At 73.6% G+C, this 18,091-nt stretch carries 10 protein-coding genes; 6 read left to right on the forward strand and 4 right to left on the reverse strand.

The window, feature by feature from the left end; genetic code table 11:
- Position 1 precedes the first annotated feature (1 nt).
- Positions 2–1,426, reverse strand: a complete 1,425-nt coding sequence (locus tag ACZ5Y0_RS30585; RefSeq protein WP_469131903.1) for an MFS transporter — start codon at positions 1,424–1,426, stop codon at positions 2–4.
- 723 nt (positions 1,427–2,149) lie between these two features.
- Between ACZ5Y0_RS30585 and ACZ5Y0_RS30590 the strand changes: the two genes are divergently transcribed.
- Both ACZ5Y0_RS30590 and ACZ5Y0_RS30595 read left to right on the forward strand, forming a co-directional pair.
- A complete protein-coding gene (locus tag ACZ5Y0_RS30590) occupies positions 2,150–4,297 on the forward strand; it encodes an asparagine synthase-related protein (protein ID WP_469131904.1) in 2,148 nt (715 codons plus the stop codon).
- 229 nt (positions 4,298–4,526) lie between these two features.
- On the forward strand, positions 4,527–8,057 hold the full coding sequence (locus tag ACZ5Y0_RS30595) for a BTAD domain-containing putative transcriptional regulator (protein ID WP_469131905.1): 3,531 nt from the start codon (positions 4,527–4,529) through the stop codon (positions 8,055–8,057).
- On the opposite strand, the gene ACZ5Y0_RS30600 is transcribed toward ACZ5Y0_RS30595, so the two are convergent.
- Positions 8,044–9,636, reverse strand: coding sequence for a sigma-70 family RNA polymerase sigma factor (locus ACZ5Y0_RS30600; protein WP_469131906.1), 1,593 nt, complete (start codon positions 9,634–9,636; stop codon positions 8,044–8,046). The two genes, ACZ5Y0_RS30595 and ACZ5Y0_RS30600, sit on opposite strands and share 14 nt — an antisense overlap.
- Positions 9,637–10,310: 674 nt before the next feature.
- The gene (locus ACZ5Y0_RS30605) at positions 10,311–11,078 is read right to left on the reverse strand and encodes a TetR/AcrR family transcriptional regulator (protein WP_469131907.1); all 768 of its coding nucleotides are present in this window, start codon (positions 11,076–11,078) and stop codon (positions 10,311–10,313) included.
- A 401-nt stretch (positions 11,079–11,479) separates the two neighbouring features.
- Between ACZ5Y0_RS30605 and ACZ5Y0_RS30610 the strand changes: the two genes are divergently transcribed.
- The 3 genes from ACZ5Y0_RS30610 (at position 11,480) to ACZ5Y0_RS30620 (ending at position 15,646) form a co-directional block, all read left to right on the forward strand.
- Positions 11,480–12,859, forward strand: coding sequence for an NAD(P)/FAD-dependent oxidoreductase (locus ACZ5Y0_RS30610; RefSeq protein WP_469131908.1), 1,380 nt, complete (start codon positions 11,480–11,482; stop codon positions 12,857–12,859).
- Between the two features lie 260 nt (positions 12,860–13,119).
- A complete protein-coding gene (locus ACZ5Y0_RS30615) occupies positions 13,120–14,775 on the forward strand; it encodes an ATP-binding SpoIIE family protein phosphatase (protein WP_469131909.1) in 1,656 nt (551 codons plus the stop codon).
- Between the two features lie 73 nt (positions 14,776–14,848).
- Complete coding sequence (locus ACZ5Y0_RS30620; protein ID WP_469131910.1) at positions 14,849–15,646, forward strand: class I SAM-dependent methyltransferase; 798 nt, start codon at positions 14,849–14,851, stop codon at positions 15,644–15,646.
- Positions 15,647–15,723: 77 nt separating this feature from the next.
- Here ACZ5Y0_RS30620 and ACZ5Y0_RS30625 read toward each other — a convergent pair whose 3' ends face one another.
- A complete protein-coding gene (locus ACZ5Y0_RS30625; protein WP_469131921.1) occupies positions 15,724–17,010 on the reverse strand; it encodes an MFS transporter in 1,287 nt (428 codons plus the stop codon).
- Between the two features lie 129 nt (positions 17,011–17,139).
- Here ACZ5Y0_RS30625 and ACZ5Y0_RS30630 point away from each other — a divergent pair, with 129 nt between their 5' ends.
- The gene (locus ACZ5Y0_RS30630; RefSeq protein WP_469131911.1) at positions 17,140–17,700 is read left to right on the forward strand and encodes a MarR family winged helix-turn-helix transcriptional regulator; all 561 of its coding nucleotides are present in this window, start codon (positions 17,140–17,142) and stop codon (positions 17,698–17,700) included.
- Positions 17,701–18,091 lie beyond the last annotated feature (391 nt).

Consider the following 18,091-nt stretch of genomic DNA (forward strand, 5'->3'; position numbering starts at 1 on the left):
CTCAGGCCGGCGTCATCAGCAGCGGCCGGGCCCGCTCGCGCAGCTCGACCACGCGCGGCTCGTCGCCGTACGGCTCCAGACGGTGCAGGAGGTCCTTGACGTACTCGGTGGTGCGGGCGGACGAGATACGGCCGGCCACCTCCACCGCCCGCACGCCCTGCGCGCATGCCGCGTCCAGATTGCCCGATTCCAGCTCGGCGACCGCCGAGACGACGAGCCGCAGGCCGTGCGAGCGCACGAACTCCTCCGTCGGCTGCGACAGGGCCTGCTCCGTGAAACGGCGTACCTGGCGTGGTGCCTTCAGATCCCGGTAGCACTCGGCGGCGTCGGCGGCGAAGCGGTCGTAGGAGTAGAAGCCGAGCCATGAGGGGTCGTTGTCGCCGTCGCGGGCCCGCTCCAGCCAGCTCTCGGCCGCCTTCAGCGCCGCGCCGGCGGCCTGGGCGTCTCCCGCGCGCGCGTGGGCGCGCGCCTCGACGAGGCGGAAGAAGCTCAATGTGCGGGCCGTGGCCAGGCCGCGGTTGCGCTCCAGGGCGGCCTGGGCCAGGTCGACGCCCTCGTCGCCGAAGCCGCGGTAGGTCGCCTGGAGGGACATGGAGGCCAGGACGTATCCGCCGAGGGGGACGTCGGCGGCCGCGCGCGCGAGCCGCAGCGCCTGGATGTAGTAGCGCTGGGCGGCCTCCTGCTGGCCGGTGTCGAAGGCCATCCAGCCCGCGAGCCGGGTCAGTTCGGCGGAGGCGCCGAACAGGGCGCGGCCGACCTCGTCGGAGTACGCGCCGAGCAGCAGCGGTGCCGCCTCCACCCGCAGGCACTCCGGCACCATGGACGAACGCCAGTCGCCACCCCCGTACTTGGAGTCCCAGCGCCTGGCGTCCTCGGCCGCCTCCCGCAGTTTCCGCACGTCGCTGTGGCCGACTTTGAGCGGTGCGCCGGGGGCCTCGGCGGAGTTCACCTCACGCGCCACCGAACTGTCGGCCGGGGTTATCAGCCACCGTGAGGCGGGCGTCGCGTACGCGCTCACCGCGAACGAACCGGCCAGTGACTGCCAGATGCCGCCCGAGCCGGCCCGGCGCCCCGCGAGGTCGAGCCGGTACAGCTCGGTCGCCGAGCGCACGGCCTGACCGACGTCCCTGGGGAAGGCCAGGCCGACTTCGGGCGCGGGATCCGCGTCCGCCAGCCCGATCTCGTGCAACGGCACGGGCCGGCCGAGCTTCTGGCCGATGGCGGCCGCGATGAGGTGCGGCGCGGCACCTTGCGGAACCATGCCCTTCGACACCCAGCGCGCCACCGACGTCTTGTCGTAGCGAAGCGTCAACCCGCGCTGTGCGCCGAGGTCGTTGACGCGACGCGCGAGTCCCGCGTTGCTGATTCCCGCGAGGGCGAGAACGGCGCCGAGTTTTTCGTTCGGCCCGCGTTGCTCCCTGGACATTGCGCCACCCCTCGACACAGACGGCTGCCGCACTGGCATAACCATGCGGCATTCGTAAACCCAGCGTAGTTCGCCGCATCCCAAGCGTTAAGGGGCATTCTTCCGGATGGCGGGATTGTGGTCCGTACGGAAGTGCGGGTCCCCATACGCACGGTTGCGGCGTGCCCCCGACGTGTGGCCGTGCGCCCGTCCGTGCGCTCTCCTCCGGCCACCGGGGGAGCGCTTGCATGGGCGGTGCGTGGGTCGGCCCGCTGTACTGGATCCGGTGGGCTGGGGGACACCGCCGTCACCATCCCCGCGGGCGGCGGAGCGGTCCGGGGGGCGTTCTGCGCCTCCCGGACCGACGCGCGGCGTGGGGTGCGCGGTTGTGACGGAGCGTGTGCGAACCTGTTCCAACGGCGGTGCGGCGCAGGGTATTTGGCGAAAAATCGACCCTGTGTTCCGTCGGCGAATACGCCTCCCACCATGGAAATCCAGGGCGCTCGGGGCGTTTTGGGGGAGCGTATCGGGGGCGCATTCGCGTCGCACGCGCGGGGGTGCGCGCGGTGATCACTGCCCCGCGCGCGGGAGTTCACGCAGCCCTCATGGTCGGCGCGGGGGCGCTCGCACGGGCGCACTTGTGGGATCTCGCGCGGCGTCACCTCCCTCTACGGCGCGTTCTTCGTGGCAGCATGTGAACCGTTCGTACGGTGCAGCTGTTGTCCACAGCCCGTGGAGGCGTCGATGCGGTGGTTGGTGGGATGGAGCAGCACCGCCGCGGCCACTGGCCCCGGTACATCCGGAGCGGGGGCCTACGGCGGCTCCGGCACGTATGCCGGCGAGGACGGCGGCCGGATCGGCCATGACGGCGAGACGCTTCAGCCGGTGGGCTCCCAACTCCTGTGGGGCGATCCTGACCCGCTGTGGGCGGTCGGCGACTGGCGGCCCGACGAGGTGCGGGTGGTGCGGGCCGACGCCCGGACCCGGATCGCGGTCCTCGGCACCTGCGGGGCGACGGACGAGCAACTGCGCGTCGGCCTGTTCGCCGCGCGCGGAGGCGCACTTCGGCATCTGACGGCCTGGCCCGGCAGCTACACCGCGATCGTCCAGGTCGACCGGCGCATCACCGTCTGCGGCGATCTCGCGGGCGCGCGCCCGGTCTTCCACACCCCCTGGGCGGGCGGCACGGCGTACGCGACGGCCGCCCTGCCGCTGGCCGACCTCATCGAGGCCAACCTCGACTTCGGCCACCTCGCGGCCCTCCTCGCCGCTCCCGACGTACCGGCCGCGGTGCACGACTCCACCCCGTACGACGGCGTACGGCGCATTCCGCCGGGACACGCGCTCGTCCTGCGCGCCGGGGCCCGCGAGATCGCCGGGTACGAACAGGTCGCCTCGCTCGCCGTGGCGGCCGTCCCGGCCGACCCGGCCAGCGCGGTCGACGCCGTCCGTGACGCCCTCGTCGAGGCGGTGCGCACGCGCCTGTCCGCGCCGCGGCACGTCCCCGACATCGACCCCGGCCCCGTACCCGGCATGGGGCCCGCGGCACGGCGCGCCGCGCGCGGGATGCCGGTTGCGGGCATCGGAGCCGACCTGTCCGGCGGCGCCGCCTCCGGCACGCTCGCGCTCCTCGCCGCCGGCCTGCCCGGCATGCCGGGCACGCTCCTGGGCCACGGCACGGGCGCGGGCGAGCGCCTTCTGGCCGTCACCTTCAACGACCTGGCCGTCGGCGGACGCGAGGCGGAACTGGAACGGGCCGGGACCCTCGCCGCCAACCCCCGCCTGCACCACGTCGTCGTGACCGGCGGCGAGGAGACCCTGCCGTACGCCGACCTGGACGGCCCCCTCACCGACGAACCCGGCCCCAGCCTGGTGACCGCCGCCCGCCACCGCGCCCGCCTCGCCGCGGGCAGCGCCGACCACTTCACGGGCTACGGCGCCCGCCAGGTCCTCGACGCCCATCCGGCCCGCCTCGCGGACCTTCTGATGGACCGCAAACGGCGTCACCTGGTGCGCCCCGTCGCCGCCCTCACCAGGGCGGACGGCTCCGTCCTCGTCCCCGCGCGCGTGTACGGCGCCGCCCGCCGGCTGGCCCGCACGCCGTACCGGGCGGGAGTGGAGGATCTCGCCGAACGGCTGATGCACCGCCGCTTCGACGACCCCGGAGGCGCCGTGGGCGCCTCCCTGGCCGCCCTCGCGTGGGGCGGCCCCGGCCCGGCGGCTCGGTGGCTGACCGGCGAGGCACTGGCTGAAGTATCGGTTCGCCTCCAGAGCACGGCCCACCGCGCCGGAGGAGGGCCGGGTCAGCGTCCCGGCGACCATCGCGCGCGTGCCGCCCTGGCCCGCCACGCGGCCGACCTGCGCGTCCTGGAACAGGCCGCCGAGATCCGCTCCCAGCGCCTGCACGCGCCGTTCCTCGACAACCAGGTCGTGCGCGCCTGCCGTGCCCTCCCCGAGACCCTGCGCGTGCAGCCGGGGGCGCGCGCCGCGATCCTGCGCACCGTCCTCAAGAGCTCCGGCGTGGCCGACCTGCCGGCCGGCTGGGGCGCCCCCACCCAGGCCACCACCACCGCCGCGGCACGCGCGGGCCTGCGCATGGCCGCGGACCCCCTCATCGCCCTCTTCGACGCACCCCTGCTCGCCGACGCCGGCCTGATCGAAGCCCGCGTCGTCCGCAAGGCCCTCCGCGCGGCCGCCGCCGGCGAACCCCTCCCCCTCGACGGCCTCGCCGACCTCGTCTCCCTCGAACTCTGGCTCCGGCGCCTCCTCTCCCGCAGAGGCACCTGCTGGACAGGCACTCCGGCCCGCGCCCGAGCGGTCCCCGCGGGAATCGCTCCCCAGAGACGGGCGGTCTCCTCCGGTGGCGAAGGCGCGGACCTGGCCGCGCGCTGACCGGCACAGCCACCGGGCGACCACCCGGCCCGCCCCGCGGACCCACCGCCACCTCAGCTGTCGGGCCTGCGGTGCCCGACACGACCGCCTGCCCCGCCGGGCCGGTCATCAGACCGGCGGCCCGTCAGCCCACCCCCCCCGCACCCCCGTCACGGCAGACGGGCGGCCGGTCGGCCCCCACGGCCGGAAACCCCGTGCCCCGCCCCGCGACCCCGGCGACAATGACCATGTGCGGTACAGAATCCTGGGCGTCACCCAGACAGCGGACGACCACGGCAGCGCCGTACCCCTCGGCCCCCGCCTCCGAGCGCTCCTGACGGCCCTCGCCCTCCGCCCGGGCCGCCCCACCACCCCGGAAACCCTCATCGACGAAGTCTGGGCCGACGCCCCGCCCCAGGACGCCCTCGCCGCCCTCCAGGCACTCGTCGGCCGCCTCCGCCGTACCGTCGGCAAGGACACCGTCACGTCCGTCCCGGGCGGCTACCGCCTCGCGGCGACGGAGGACGACGTCGACCTGTTCGTCTTCGAACGCCTCGTACGGCAGGGCACCGAGGCCCTGCGAGAAGGCGACCCCACCACAGCCGCACGCACCCTGGACGAGGCCCTCGCCCTGTGGCACGGCCCGGCCCTCGCCGACCTCCCCGACCACCCCTCGGCGGTCCGCCCGGAGGCCCTGCGCCTGGAGGCGTCCCGCGCCCGCGCCGAGGCGGACCTGCTGCTCGGCCGGGCGGACGAGGCCGTACCCCGGCTGACGGAACTGACCACCGCCCACCCCTACGACGAGCCGCTGCACGCGCTCCTCATCCGCGCCCTCCGCGACACGGGCCGCGCCGCCGACGCCCTCGTCGCGTACGAGACGGCCCGCCGCACCCTTGCCGACAGTCTCGGCACCGACCCCGGCCCGGCCCTGCGCACCCTCCACGGCGAACTGCTCGACGGCTCGGCGCCGCCGACCGGGGCGGATACGTCCCTCGCCCCGCCCCGACTCCCCGAACGCACCGGCAACCTCCGTCCACGGCTCACCTCTTTCGTGGGCCGGGAACCGGAGATCGCCGCCATCCGTTCCGAATTGCACAGGGCCCGCCTCGTCACCCTCACCGGACCGGGCGGCTCAGGAAAGACCCGTCTCGCCGAGGAAGCCGCCGCCGGGCTCCCGCAGGCCTGGCTGGTCGAGCTGGCGCCGCTCGACCGGCCGGAGGCGGTGCCCGGCGCGGTGGTCAGTGCCCTCGGTCTGCGCGAGACCGTGCTGATGACCACCGACCTGGCGACCCCGCAGGACGATCCGGTCGCCCTGCTCGTCGAGTACTGCGCCCCGCGCAGCCAACTCCTGATCCTCGACAACTGCGAACACGTCATCGGCGCCGCCGCCGGCCTCGCCGAGACCCTGCTCACCCGATGCCCAGGGCTCACGATCCTCGCCACCAGCCGTGAGCCCCTGGGCGTCCCCGGTGAGCTGGTCCGCCCGGTCGAGCCCCTCCTCCCCGACCAGGCGCACCGCCTCTTCACCGAGCGCGCGGCCACCGTCCGTCCCGACGCGGCCGCCGCCCTGCGGGACGGAGAAGCGGTGGCGGAGATCTGCCGACGGCTGGACGGCCTGCCGCTCGCCATCGAACTGGCCGCCGCCCGGCTCCGGCTGCTCACCCCCCGTCAGATCGCCGACCGCCTCGACGACCGCTTCCGTCTCCTCACCTCCGGCAGCCGCACGGCTCTGCCCCGCCAGCAGACGCTGCGGGCCGTCGTCGACTGGTCCTGGGACCTGCTGGACGAGCCGGAGCGCACGGTGCTGCGCGAGCTGTCCGTGTGCGCGGGCGGCTGGGACCTGGAGGCGGCGGAGGCGGTGTGCACCGGCCCGGTCGCCGACCTGGTGGGAGCGCTCGTCGACAAGTCCCTGGTGGTCGCGACTCCGGGAGCACGGGACGGCGGCGAGGGCATGCGCTACCGCATGCTGGAGACCATCCACGAGTACGCCACCGAGCGCGCCGCCGAGACCCCCGAGATACGCGCGGCGGCCGAGCGACGGCACCGTGCCTGGGTGCGCGCGCTCGTCGAGCGGGCCGACCCCCTGCTGCGCTCCGCCGAGCAACTCCCGTGGATCTCCCGCCTGGAGACCGAACTGGACAACATCCGGGTGGCGATCCAGCGCGGTATCACCGCGGGCGACGAGGAGGAGGCCGCCGCCCTCTGCCTCGCCATGGGCTGGTTCTGGTGGCTGCGCAACTACCGCCACGAAGGCGCCGCCTGGACCGACCGCACGCTGCGCCTGGGCGCGGTCCTGGACGACCTCCCCACCCCGCGTCCGGACCGTGCGACGAGGCCCGGCACGCCGACCGCACCCGGTACCTCCGCCACCACCTGCCCCGACACCCCGGGCTCCCCCGACACCCTCGCGTCGCCCGCCCTCACCGCATCCCGCGACCCCGGCACGTCGGCGGGCCGCACCGCGCCCGATGGCCGCACCGCGCCCGCCGCACCCGCCGTGCCGACCGATCCCGTCGACCTCGCGGCCCGTATGGCCGCCGTCGACCCCCTCGGCGCCTTCCTCGACGAGCCCGACGGCGAGAAGAACCACCCTCGGCACGCCCAGCGGATGAACCTCCGGATGCTGCACCTGTTCCTGCTCTCCGAGTCCCAGCCCAGGGGCTTGACGCCGGACCCGCGCCGGGCCGCGTACCTCCAGCGGCTGCGCGGCCGGTACGGACCGGGTGGCCCGGAGGCGGCCCGGATGCCCGGCCTGATCTGGCCGCTGACGGCCTTCCACCTGGGGGACGCGGATCTGCGCGGCACCCTCGAAACGGCCGTGGCCAACTGCCGGACCTACGGCGGCGACTGGGAACTGGGCTGCGTCCTGATGTTCCGTACGCACGCGGCCGTCGACTCCCCCGGCGGACTGCTGGGCGTGGACGACGACCTGGCGGAGCTGCGCGTGCTCAGCGGACGCGTCGGCGACCGGTGGATGCGGGCCCAGGTGTGCAGCGCGGCCGCTGAGGCGGAGATGGCCCGCGGCCGGTTCGCCGAGGCCGAGCGGGAGTACCGGGAGGCGCTGCGGCTCGCCTACGAGGTCGGTGCCTACGCGGAGTCGCCGTTCCTGATCGCCCGTCTCGCGGAGATCGCCTACCGTTCGGGCGACCGGGCCGCCGCCCTGGCCGCGCTCGACGAGGCGGACATCGCGGCCGAGCGTTACGGCGTGGCGGACGCTCGGGCGTTCGTCCTCCTGCTACGGACCCAGATCGCCGTGGACGAGGGCGACACCGCACGCGCGCGGGAGCTGTGCGACGCGACCCGCGTGGCCACGGCCGAGGGCACACCGCCGCCTCAGTTCGTCGCGGCGCTGGGCTTGCTCGAGGCGGAGGTCACCGCCGGTGAAGCGGGGCCGGAACCCGCCCTGGCGCTGCTCGCCGGCACCCTGCGTCGAGCCCTGGCCGACCACTGTGCGGAGGCCGTCACCTCGGCGATCATCGACGGCGCGGCGGTCCTGTCGGCCCGACTGGGGGACTTCCCGCGCGTGATCCGGCTGCTCGCTGCCGCCGACGTGCTGTACGGCTCCCACCCGCGGCCCTCCCCCCAGCGCGCCCAGGCCGAGCGGGCCGAGGCGGTCGCCCGCCAAGCCCTGGGAGCCGAACGGCAGGAGGCCGAGCGGAAGCGGGGCGCGGCCCTGACGGTCACCGGTGCCCTGCGCGAACTCACCGAGGCCGTGCGCGCCCACCCGGCACCAGCACCGGCGTCGGGCCCTTCACCCACCTCGACCACTACGAACAGGTGATCTTCGACTCGGCCCAGTCCGCCAGTGCCACAGCGTCGAGGTGGTTGTGCGGCTCGACGACCAGCGTGACGGTCTCCCGGCCGGCGAGGTTCACATGGACGGGCACGGCGGGTCGGCCGCCCTTGACCCTCCCGGACGACCACAGCCGGGCCCCGTCGGCGTGGACGGAGAAGACGACCTTGCCGAGCTTCGGCGTCATGTCGTCGGCGCCCGCCACCGCGTCGTAGGCCGTGCAGGTGCGGTTGAGGTCGATCGTCACGGAGGAGTCTCCGTGCACGGTCACTCCGCGCGCGTACTCCCGGTGAGCGATCGACAGGCCGTGGCGCTGCCACACCCAGCCGCTCTCGCCGAGGCGGATCTCCGGCCCGGTGCCGTCGCCGTCGATGTCGAAGGACAGTTCGCTCAGCTCGTACACCGCCGGGGCGGACGTCGGTGTGGGGGCGGACGTCGGGGCCGGCGTGGCCTTGGGAGTGGGTGCACTCGACCCGCCCGCACCGCCGCTCGCTGCCGCGGCCGCGCCCGCCGCCCCGGCTCCGGCACCACCGGCGATGAGCGCGGCGGCCTTGGCGTATCCGGCGGCGCCGAACCAGCCGATGACCGCGATCGGCACGACGGCGGGGATGCCGCCGGCGACCTCCTCGATCTGGAGGGCGGCCAGCCGGCACTTGGCGCACTCCTCCAGATGCTTGCGCAGCCCCCGCTCGGCACGGGTGCGCAGTCGGCGGCGGGCGTAGGTGCCGAGCTGGTCGGCGTAGCGCGCACACTCGTCGTCGCTGGTCAGGGCCGCGCTGACGTGGGCCTGGAGGTAGGCCTGCCGGAGGCCCTCGCGGGCGCGGCTGGCGAGCACGCGGGTGCCGTTGGCATCGAGGCCGAACAGCGTGGCGACCTCGCTCGGCGACTCGTCCTCGACCTCGGTGTGCCACAGCACGGCCTGCCAGCGCTCCGGCAGCGAGCGGAAGGCCCTCATGGCCATGGACCGCTCGGCCTCGTGCAGGGCCAGTACGTCGGCGCCGAGGCCGAGGGTGTCGCCGTCGGACACCTCGGAGGAGCGGGAGGCATGCGCGACGAAGACCGCGAAGTCCTCGACGAGTTGCTCCCGCCTGGCGGACAGCGTCCAGCCTGCGGCGACCCGGCGTACGGAGGTGAGCAGATAGGCGCGTACGGCGTGCTGGGGGCCGGAGCCGCGGCGTACCGCCTGGAGCATGCGGGCGAAGACCTCTGCCGTGAGGTCGTCGGCGGTGTGGGCGTCCCGGCAGCAGGTGCGCGCGTACCGGCGGACGGCGTCGGCGTGGCGCCGGTACAGCTCCTCGTACGCCGTGTCGTTCCCGGAGCGCATCCGGGCGATCAGGTCGGTGTCGGCAGGGGGCTCCTCCCGCAGCGGCGGCCGGATGTTGTGCTCGCGCCACTCACGCTGCGCCGGGACGCTGCCCTCGACGGGGACGCCGTCCTCGACCGGGCCGGAGCCGCCGCCCCGGGGGGCGCCCGCGCGGCCGCCCTGAAGGGGTAGCTGCGGTGCGATCCGGCCCGCGGTCTCCGCCTCACCGTCGCCCGGTGGGTCGTCCCTGCCGTCAACGCTCATCGCGGAAAGCCCTCGCCGCCTGCCGAACCAGTCACGAACACCGCGTCAGAGTGCCATATCGGCTGTTGTTCACAACCCCGCAGGAGAGGCCGTCCCCTCATCCGAGGGGACTCGCCCGCGCCCAATGTCGGCATTCACTCGTACGGGGAAAATCCCCCGGCATTCTCGTGTCAGCAGGTTGACGCCTGTCACTGATATGTACGGAATGTCCCTACGGCGGGCGGCGAAGGAACTCCAGCCCGGTCCAGGCACCCCCCGCATCACCATTTCGAGTGTCCACGCCCCACCCTGCTGACGGGCTCGAACCGCCCACGCCTGACGGTCCCGCGCGAGCCCGCAACCCGCCCCCCGTCCGGCGACCGTCCGTCCTCAAGCGGGTGGGGGCTCACCCGGCGAACCGAGCGAGCCCCCACCACGAACCGGCCGACGACCGCTCTCGGAACCGGCACCGGCCGCCCCGGCCGGTCCCCACCCGCCCCGGCCCCACTCGGTCCGGTCCGGTCAGCCAATGCCGACCCGCCCCGACCCGCCCCGCCCCGGCTCGGTCCGGTCAGGCCGGTCCGACCCGAGCCAACCCGCTTCAGTCCGACCCGGACCGACCCACATCCGACCCCACCCGGTCCAGCCGTACGGCATGGGGCCACGAGCCCGCCCCGCACCCCGCCAGGTGCCGGCTACGAAGCCGGCCGGGACCGCAACCCCTCCAGCAGGATGTCCAGCAGGCGGGACGAAGCCGCCGCCTGGTGGGCCGGGTCCGGCAGGGACGGCGCCGCGGTGGCGATGACCAGCAGGACGTCCGACACCGAGACGTCCGGCCGCAGCTCGCCCGCAGCCCGCGCCCGGTCCACCAGCTGACCCACGACTTCGAGCAGGGCCGCCGCCCCGGTGTCGTCCACGACGGACCGCGCGCCCTCGTCGGAGAGCAGTCGCAGTTCGCCGCCGCCGCCGGGCTGGCTCCGCTGCTGCGGAACACGTGCCTCGTCGACGGCGGAGCCCTCCGTGCCGTCCTCGGCGACGCCGACCCGCAGCACCTGCGGGGGCAGCAGTCGCCCGGCGCCGGACGCCACCGACGTGCGCAGGAAGCGCGACAGCGCAGACCACGGCTCGTCCTCCTGGCCCAGTGCCGTCCGAGCCTGGTCGGTCAGCCGGGAGGTCTCCTCCTCGGCTATCCGTCGCACCAGGACGTCCTTGCTCGGGAAGCGCCGGTACACCGTGCCGACACCGACCCGGGCGCGCCGCGCCACGTCCTCCATCGGCGCGCCGTACCCCAGCTCGCCGAAGACCTCGCGCGCCGCACGCAGTACGTGCTCCAGATTGCGCTGTGCGTCCACGCGCAGCGGCGTGGTCCGCGAGGTGTTCCCGCGTCCGTTGCCCGCCGCGCTGACCATGCCGCCCGGTCCAAGAGTGGACGCGGACGACCAATGCGTGTCCTGAATGTGCATGAATGTTCCCCCGGTAATGACGTCTCCCCCCGGAGACTCTCCCCGCCATCGAAAGCGCGGGGCACATGGAACAGGGGACGACAGGCCCGGACCCGCGGTGAGGTCCTGCGCCAGCAGCACCTCGCGGACCGACGAGCGTTTCCCCCTGCACCCCGTCGCCACACGAACATAGTTGAGAGGGCGTCAATTCAGAAGGGGCACGTTCCGCACGGAGCGACCCCCGATCGGAGTACGGGCCGCACACATCCCGATAATGCCCCTCCCCGTACGCCTGTGCACACCCGTTGACCTGCGACTTCACCGTCCGGGCCGACATCTCGGCCGTCCCGGCCCCCATCCGGGCCGCGGTCACACAAATTGTCGGGGCTGTGGACAAACTCCGGCGTCGGGTGCGTCATGGGATGGTGAAGGAACGTGCGCGCATTCTCGTTGTCGGTGGTGGCTACGTCGGGATGTACACGGCCCTGCGGCTCCAGCGGCAGCTGAAACAGGAACTCGGCCGGGGGGAGGCCGAGATCACGGTCGTCACTCCCGACCCGTACATGACGTACCAGCCGTTCCTGCCCGAGGCGGCCGCGGGCGCCGTCTCGCCGCGGCACGTCGTCGTACCGCTGCGCCGCGTCCTGCCGCACTGCCGGGTCGTCATCGGCGAGGCCACCGCCATCGACCACGCCAGACGCACCGCCACCCTGACCACCCTCGCCACCGACGAGGAGGGCACGGGCCCACGACAGCTGACGTACGACGAACTGGTCCTCGCGCCCGGCTCGGTCTCCCGCACGCTGCCCATCCCGGGCCTCGCCGACCACGGCATCGGCTTCAAGACCGTCGAAGAGGCGATCGGGCTGCGCAACCACGTCATCGAACAGATGGACATCGCCTCCTCCACCCGCGACCCCGCGATCCGCGACGCGGCCCTCACCTTCGTCTTCGTGGGCGGTGGCTTCGCCGGTGTGGAGGCGCTCGGGGAACTGGAGGACATGGCGCGCTACACCACGCGCTACTACCACAACATCAAGCCCGAGGACCTCAAGTGGATCCTCGTCGAGGCCTCCGACCGGATCCTCCCGGAGGTCGGCGAGGACATGGGCCGCTACACCGTCAGCGAGCTTCGCCGCCGCAACATCGACGTCCGCCTCGGCACCCGCCTGGAGTCGTGCGCGGACCGCGTCGCCGTCCTCAGCGACGGTGCCCGCTTCCCGACCCGTACGGTCGTGTGGACCGCCGGCGTCAAACCCCACCCGGTGCTCGCCGCCAGCGACCTGCCCCTCACCGAGCGGGGCCGCCTCAGGTGCACCCCCGAGCTGACGGTCGAGGGCGTCACGCACGCGTGGGCGGCCGGAGACGCCGCCGCCGTCCCCGACGTCACCGCCGACCGGCCCGGCACGCACACCGCCCCGAACGCCCAGCACGCCGTACGGCAGGCCAAACTCCTCGGCGACAACATCGCGCGCTCCCTGCGCGGCGAGCCCCTGAAGACCTATGAGCACAAGTACGTCGGCTCGGTCGCCTCCCTCGGGCTGCACAAGGGCGTCGCGCATGTCTACGGGCGCAAGCTGAAGGGCTACCCCGCCTGGTTCATGCACCGCGCCTACCACCTCAGCCGCGTCCCCACCTTCAACCGCAAGGCGCGCGTCCTCGCGGAATGGACGCTGTCCGGCCTCTTCAAACGGGAGATCGTCTCGCTCGGCTCCCTCGAACATCCTCGCGCGGAGTTCGAACTCGCTGCCGGTGGAAAACCTTCTGACCAGTCTTCCGGTGACCCGAAGGGGTCGTCCTGACCCGGTACAGGAACTCCACCGACCGCTCCCACGTCTGACGAATGACGGCCCGGACGGCGGCCGCACTGCCAGACTGCTCTCTGCTCACCGCCCCTCCCGAGCCGCGGGGGCCACCACCCGCCCCTGCCGAACCCCACGAGGCTGTTCCCACGTGCTCCACATCCCGGGTGCTGCGACAATGTGCGGCCACCGCCGCGCGGCCCCCGGAGCCCAGGCCGGGACCGGAGCCGGCCGTCGACGACTACACGAGGCAAGGATCCGTGAACTTCACGCGCTGGAGCGCCCGGCTCCCCGGAACGCAGCGCCGCGCCGCCGCGCGAGCCGACCACCTGGTCACCGCCGCGGACCGGCGGAGCGAGGGCTCCGTACCCGCCGCCCGCGCCGAACGGCGCGCCGACGGCGACCCGCCCCCGATGCCCGCCGTCGACGAACTCCCGGCCCGTGAGGTCCTCGACCGCGTCCCGGCCCTCGTGGCCCTCGTGCACGGCCCCGACCACCGCCTCGCCTACGTCAACGACGCCTACACGGCGGCCTTCGGCGCACGGCCCGTCGGCGAACCGGCCGCCGAGGCGCTCCCCGAGCTGCGCGACCTCGGCCTGATGCCGCTCCTCGACCAGGCCCAGCGCAGCGGCAAGCCCCGCACCCTGAAGTCACGCAAGGCACCCGACGGCCGCTCCTACACCTTCACCTGCACCCCGGTCCCGGAGAAGCAGGGCGAGAACGCCGTCCTGGTGTTCGCCGCCGACGTCACCGACCACGCGGAAGCCGCCGAACGCCTCAGAGCCAGCGAGCGCCGCCAGCGGGAGACCGCCGTCACCCTCCAGCGCTCCCTGCTCCCCCAGAAGCTGGAAGAACCCGACGACCTGCGCATCGCCGCCACCTACCACCCCGGTGGCACCGAGGCGGCCGTCGGTGGTGACTGGTACGACGTCATCACCCTCGGCGGCGGCCGCACCGCCCTCGTCATCGGCGACGTCATGGGCCGCGGCGTCCGGGCGGCGGCCGTCATGGGCCAGCTGCGCACCGCCGTCCGCGCCTACGCCCGCCTCGACCTGCCGCCGCACGAGATCCTCCAGCTCCTCGACGGCCTCGCCATGGAGATCGACGCCAACCAGATCGCCACCTGCGTGTACGCCATCCACGACCCCAACGAGGGGCGGCTGGTGTACGCCTCCGCGGGCCACCTGCCCATCCTGGTCCGCGACGCCAACGGCACCGTCCTGCGCGCCGACGAACCCACCGGCCCCCCGCTCGGCACCGGCGGCTGGGTGCACTCCTCCGGCTCCATCCCCCTAGGTCCCGGCTCCACCGCCGCCCTCTACACCGACGGCCTGGTCGAGCGGCGCAACGAGGACCTCGACGAGGGCATCGCCGCCCTGGAGCGCGCCCTGGCCGGCGCCACCGGCACCCCCCAGGTCGTCTGCGACCGCCTGGTCCGCTCGGCGGGCGTCACCGCGGACCACGACGACGACGTGGCCGTCCTGGTCCTCCAGCACCCCGCCCGCACCGGCCCCGACGGCGAGCTGTTCCGCAACGCCGCACTCGAACTGCTCGGCGGTGTGGAGGCGGCCCCTCGCGCGCGTGCCTTCGCCTCCGGCGTCCTCACCAGCTGGCGCTTCCCCACCGACCTGCACGACCTGGGCGTCCTCGCGACCAGCGAACTCGTCGCCAACTCCCTCCAGCACGGCATCCCGCCCATGCGTCTGCGCCTGCGCCGCACCGACCGCCGCCTGATCATCGAGGTCACCGACGGCGACGACCACCTGCCGCGGCGCCGCCGCGCCGAGCCCGCCGACGAGTCGGGCCGGGGCATCGCCATCGTCGCCACGATCGCCTCCAGCTGGGGCAGCAGACGCACCCCGGGCGGCGGAAAGGCGGTGTGGTGCGAGTTCGTCCTGCCCCGGCCCACCGACTGAAACCCGCCCCGCGCAACCGTTCCCCCACGCGCGCCACCTAGGCGAACGCGCCGCCCGGTGCTAGTAGCTCCCCATGGCAGACGCAACGGGCTTTCACCTCAAGGGAAGCGCCCCCGAGCGCTACGAACACTACGTCGCGCCCCTCATGGCGCCCTTCGTGACCGCACTCGTCGACGCCGCGGACCTCTACCCCGGCGCCACCGTCCTCGACCTCGCGTGCGGCACCGGCTTCGCGGCCCGCGCCGCCGCGGCACACGTCGGCCCCACCGGCCGCGTGGCCGGCACCGACATCGACGAGGCCAGGCTCAGGGTCGCCGTGGACCGGCACCCGCGCCTCTATCCGGACATCGAGTTCACCGCCGCCCCCGCCGACGACCTCCCCTACCCGGACGCGACCTTCGACGCCGTCCTCTGCCAGCAGGGCGCGCAGTTCTTCCCCGACCTCGACGCGGCCCTGCGGGAGACCGCCCGCGTCCTGCGCCCCGGAGGCCGCTTCGTCGCCACCGTCTGGTCGGACCTCGAAGCGTCGCCCTACTTCGCCGCCCAGCACCGGGCGGTACAGCAGTACTGCGGCGCGGAGACGGCGGCGGACTTCCAGGACGCCTTCCACGCCGCCGACCGCCTCACCGCGGCCCTGGACGGCGTGGGCCTGCGCCGGCCGACCCGCAGGGACCTCACCTTCACCGTCACCCTCCCTCCGCTCCAGGACTACGCCCCCGGCCACCTCTCCGCGATCCCCTGGGGCCGCAGGATCGCCGAGACCGGGGGCGAGGAGGCCCTCGCCCGAGCCGCCGACACCATCCGTGCCGCCCTCCCCGCCGACACCACGGCCTTCCCCTTCACCGCGACCCTGGTGACGGCCCACCGCTGACGCCCCGCCCGCCGACGACACGAAAGAGGCGGCCGTCGCCTCCCGACGACGGCCGCCCCACGCCGAACCGCAGGACCTCACGCGTCCGCGGCCACCGGCTCCACAGCGGCACCGCCGCGGGCCACCACCCGCTTCCGCGCCACCCACGGCTGATCCTGTACGAGCGTGAGCTGCCGCCCCAGCCGCAGGGCGAGCACCGTGATCCCCAGCGAGAACAGCAGGAACGTCACGACGTACGGGGCGTGCAGCGAGGCCCCCATCGGTCCGCCCACGGCCGGCCCGACCGCCAGCGCCAGCTGCTTGACCAGCGCGAAAGCCGAGTTGTACTGCCCGGCGAGCCCGGCCGGCGCCAGATCGGCCACCAGCGGCGCGACCGTCGGCGACAGCATCGCCTCGCCCAGCCCGAACAGCGCGTACGTGGACACGAACGCGGCCGTCGCCATCTCCTGGCTCCCGTTCCCGAGCCCCGCGTACCCGGCCACGGCCCACGCCACGGCCCAGATCAGCCCCACGGCCGCGATCACCCGCGACCGCTTCTGCCGCTCGACGAACCTCAGCACCGCGAACTGCGCGACGACGATCACCGCGGTGTTGGCGGCGAGAGCGGTCCCGAGGGCGGACGTCGAAATACCCGCGGCCTCCACCCCGTACGCGCTCAGCCCGGACTCGAACTGCCCGTAGCAGGCGAAGAACAGCACGAAGCCCAGCACGGACAGCTGCACCATGGCCCGGTTGCCGAGCAGCTGCTTCCAGCCGCCCTTGGCGGACCCCCGCGGGGCGCCCTCCACCCGCGGCGAACGCGGCATCCGCACGCCGGCCATCACCGCGACCAGCAGCAGGAACATCGCCGCCTCGATCGCGAACAGCAGCGTGAAGGAGGACACGCGCGTGGTGTCGACGAGATGCCCGCCGATGAGGCCACCGACCCCGAGCCCCAGGTTCTGGAGGAAGAACTGCGTGGCGAAGGCCCGCGACCGCGTCTCCGCGGTCGAGCAGTCCACGATCATGGTGGCGAGCGCAGGCTGCATCACGGCCTGCCCGGCCCCCAGCGCGGCCGCGGCGGCCAAGACGGCGGTGGCGTCACCGGCGAGCCCGAGGCTCAGCGCACCCAGCGCGGCGGTGACCAGGGCGGCGATCAGCACCGGCAACGGACCGCGCCGCACGATCGCCCGGCCGGCGAACGGCAGCACGATCAGCGCGGCGACGGCGAACACGGCGAGGACCAGCCCCGCCGTCATGGCACCGAGCCCACGCACCTGCGCCACGTAGACGTACAGGTAGGGGACGGTGAAGCCGAGCCCGAACGCGCTGAGTGCGTTGCCCACGTGGATCCGGCGCATCGCTGCGCCCATGGCCCTGGTCACGTTCACCTCTCTCAGGTAGTTGGTGAGTCTCAGTTCTTAGAACCGAAGACTTCGAAGATAAATTTCGAAGCTAAACAGTACACTCCGAAGAACTTCAACGCGAACGGCTACCGTGCGATACTGACGGCCATGGGTGACACCCCCGGCAGCACAGGGGTCGGCGGCGAGCCGACCCTCGAAGAGCAGATCGCCGCGTACCAGCGCGAGTTCCAGGACCTCGACCCCCAGGTCGAGCAGATCGTCTCGGCGCTCTCCCGCCTGAACCGCCGCATGAACGTCGCCTACGGCCGCCAGACCGCCGCGCTCGGCATCAGCAACGCCGACTGGGAAGTCCTCAAGGCACTCGTCCTCTCGGGCGCCCCCTACCGCATGGGGCCCGGCGACCTGGCCAAGCGCTTGGGTCTGACGCCGGCCGCGATGACCCACCGGATCGACCGCATGGTCGCGGAAGGTCTGGTGACCCGGAAGCGGGACGAGAGCAACCGGGTCCGGGTGATCGTGGAGCTGACGACCGAGGGCAGGGAGAAGTGGCTGGAGGCGATGCGACTGGCGACGGTCTTCGAGGAGGACCTGCTCCAGGACCTCTCCGCCGACGACCGCACGGCCCTCGGTGACGTCCTCACCAGGCTGCTGCGCCGGGTGGAGCACGCCCAGCCGGACGCCGGCGGACGCCTCACGGACCTGGACTAAAAGATCTTGACAGGGGCTACTTGACAGCCTCGCGGCTGATCCGTAAGGTTCTTCGGGTTGCCGCGGAGCCGTGACGGTTCTCGGTGGCACCTCCGCCGCGGTAGCGGCACTCACACCACAGCAAGATCTCCCAACGGGATTGATTCGGCGTGCCGCTATTCAATTCGATTTGGGCCCGGCAGCTCGATTAGCGCTCGCCGGGGAGGATCCGCTAGGGTTTGAGACGTCGGAACGGCCCAACGGCCGGGAAGGCGAACCCCCTCTGACGGGGAATCAGGGTCGAAAGGATCTGATAGAGTCGGAACCGCCGGAAAGGAAACCGCGAAACAAAAGCGGGGGCCTGGAAAGCACCGAGGAAATCGGATCGGGAAACGGTCTGATAGAGTCGGAA

Source organism: Streptomyces sp. NPDC033216, assembly GCF_055577115.1.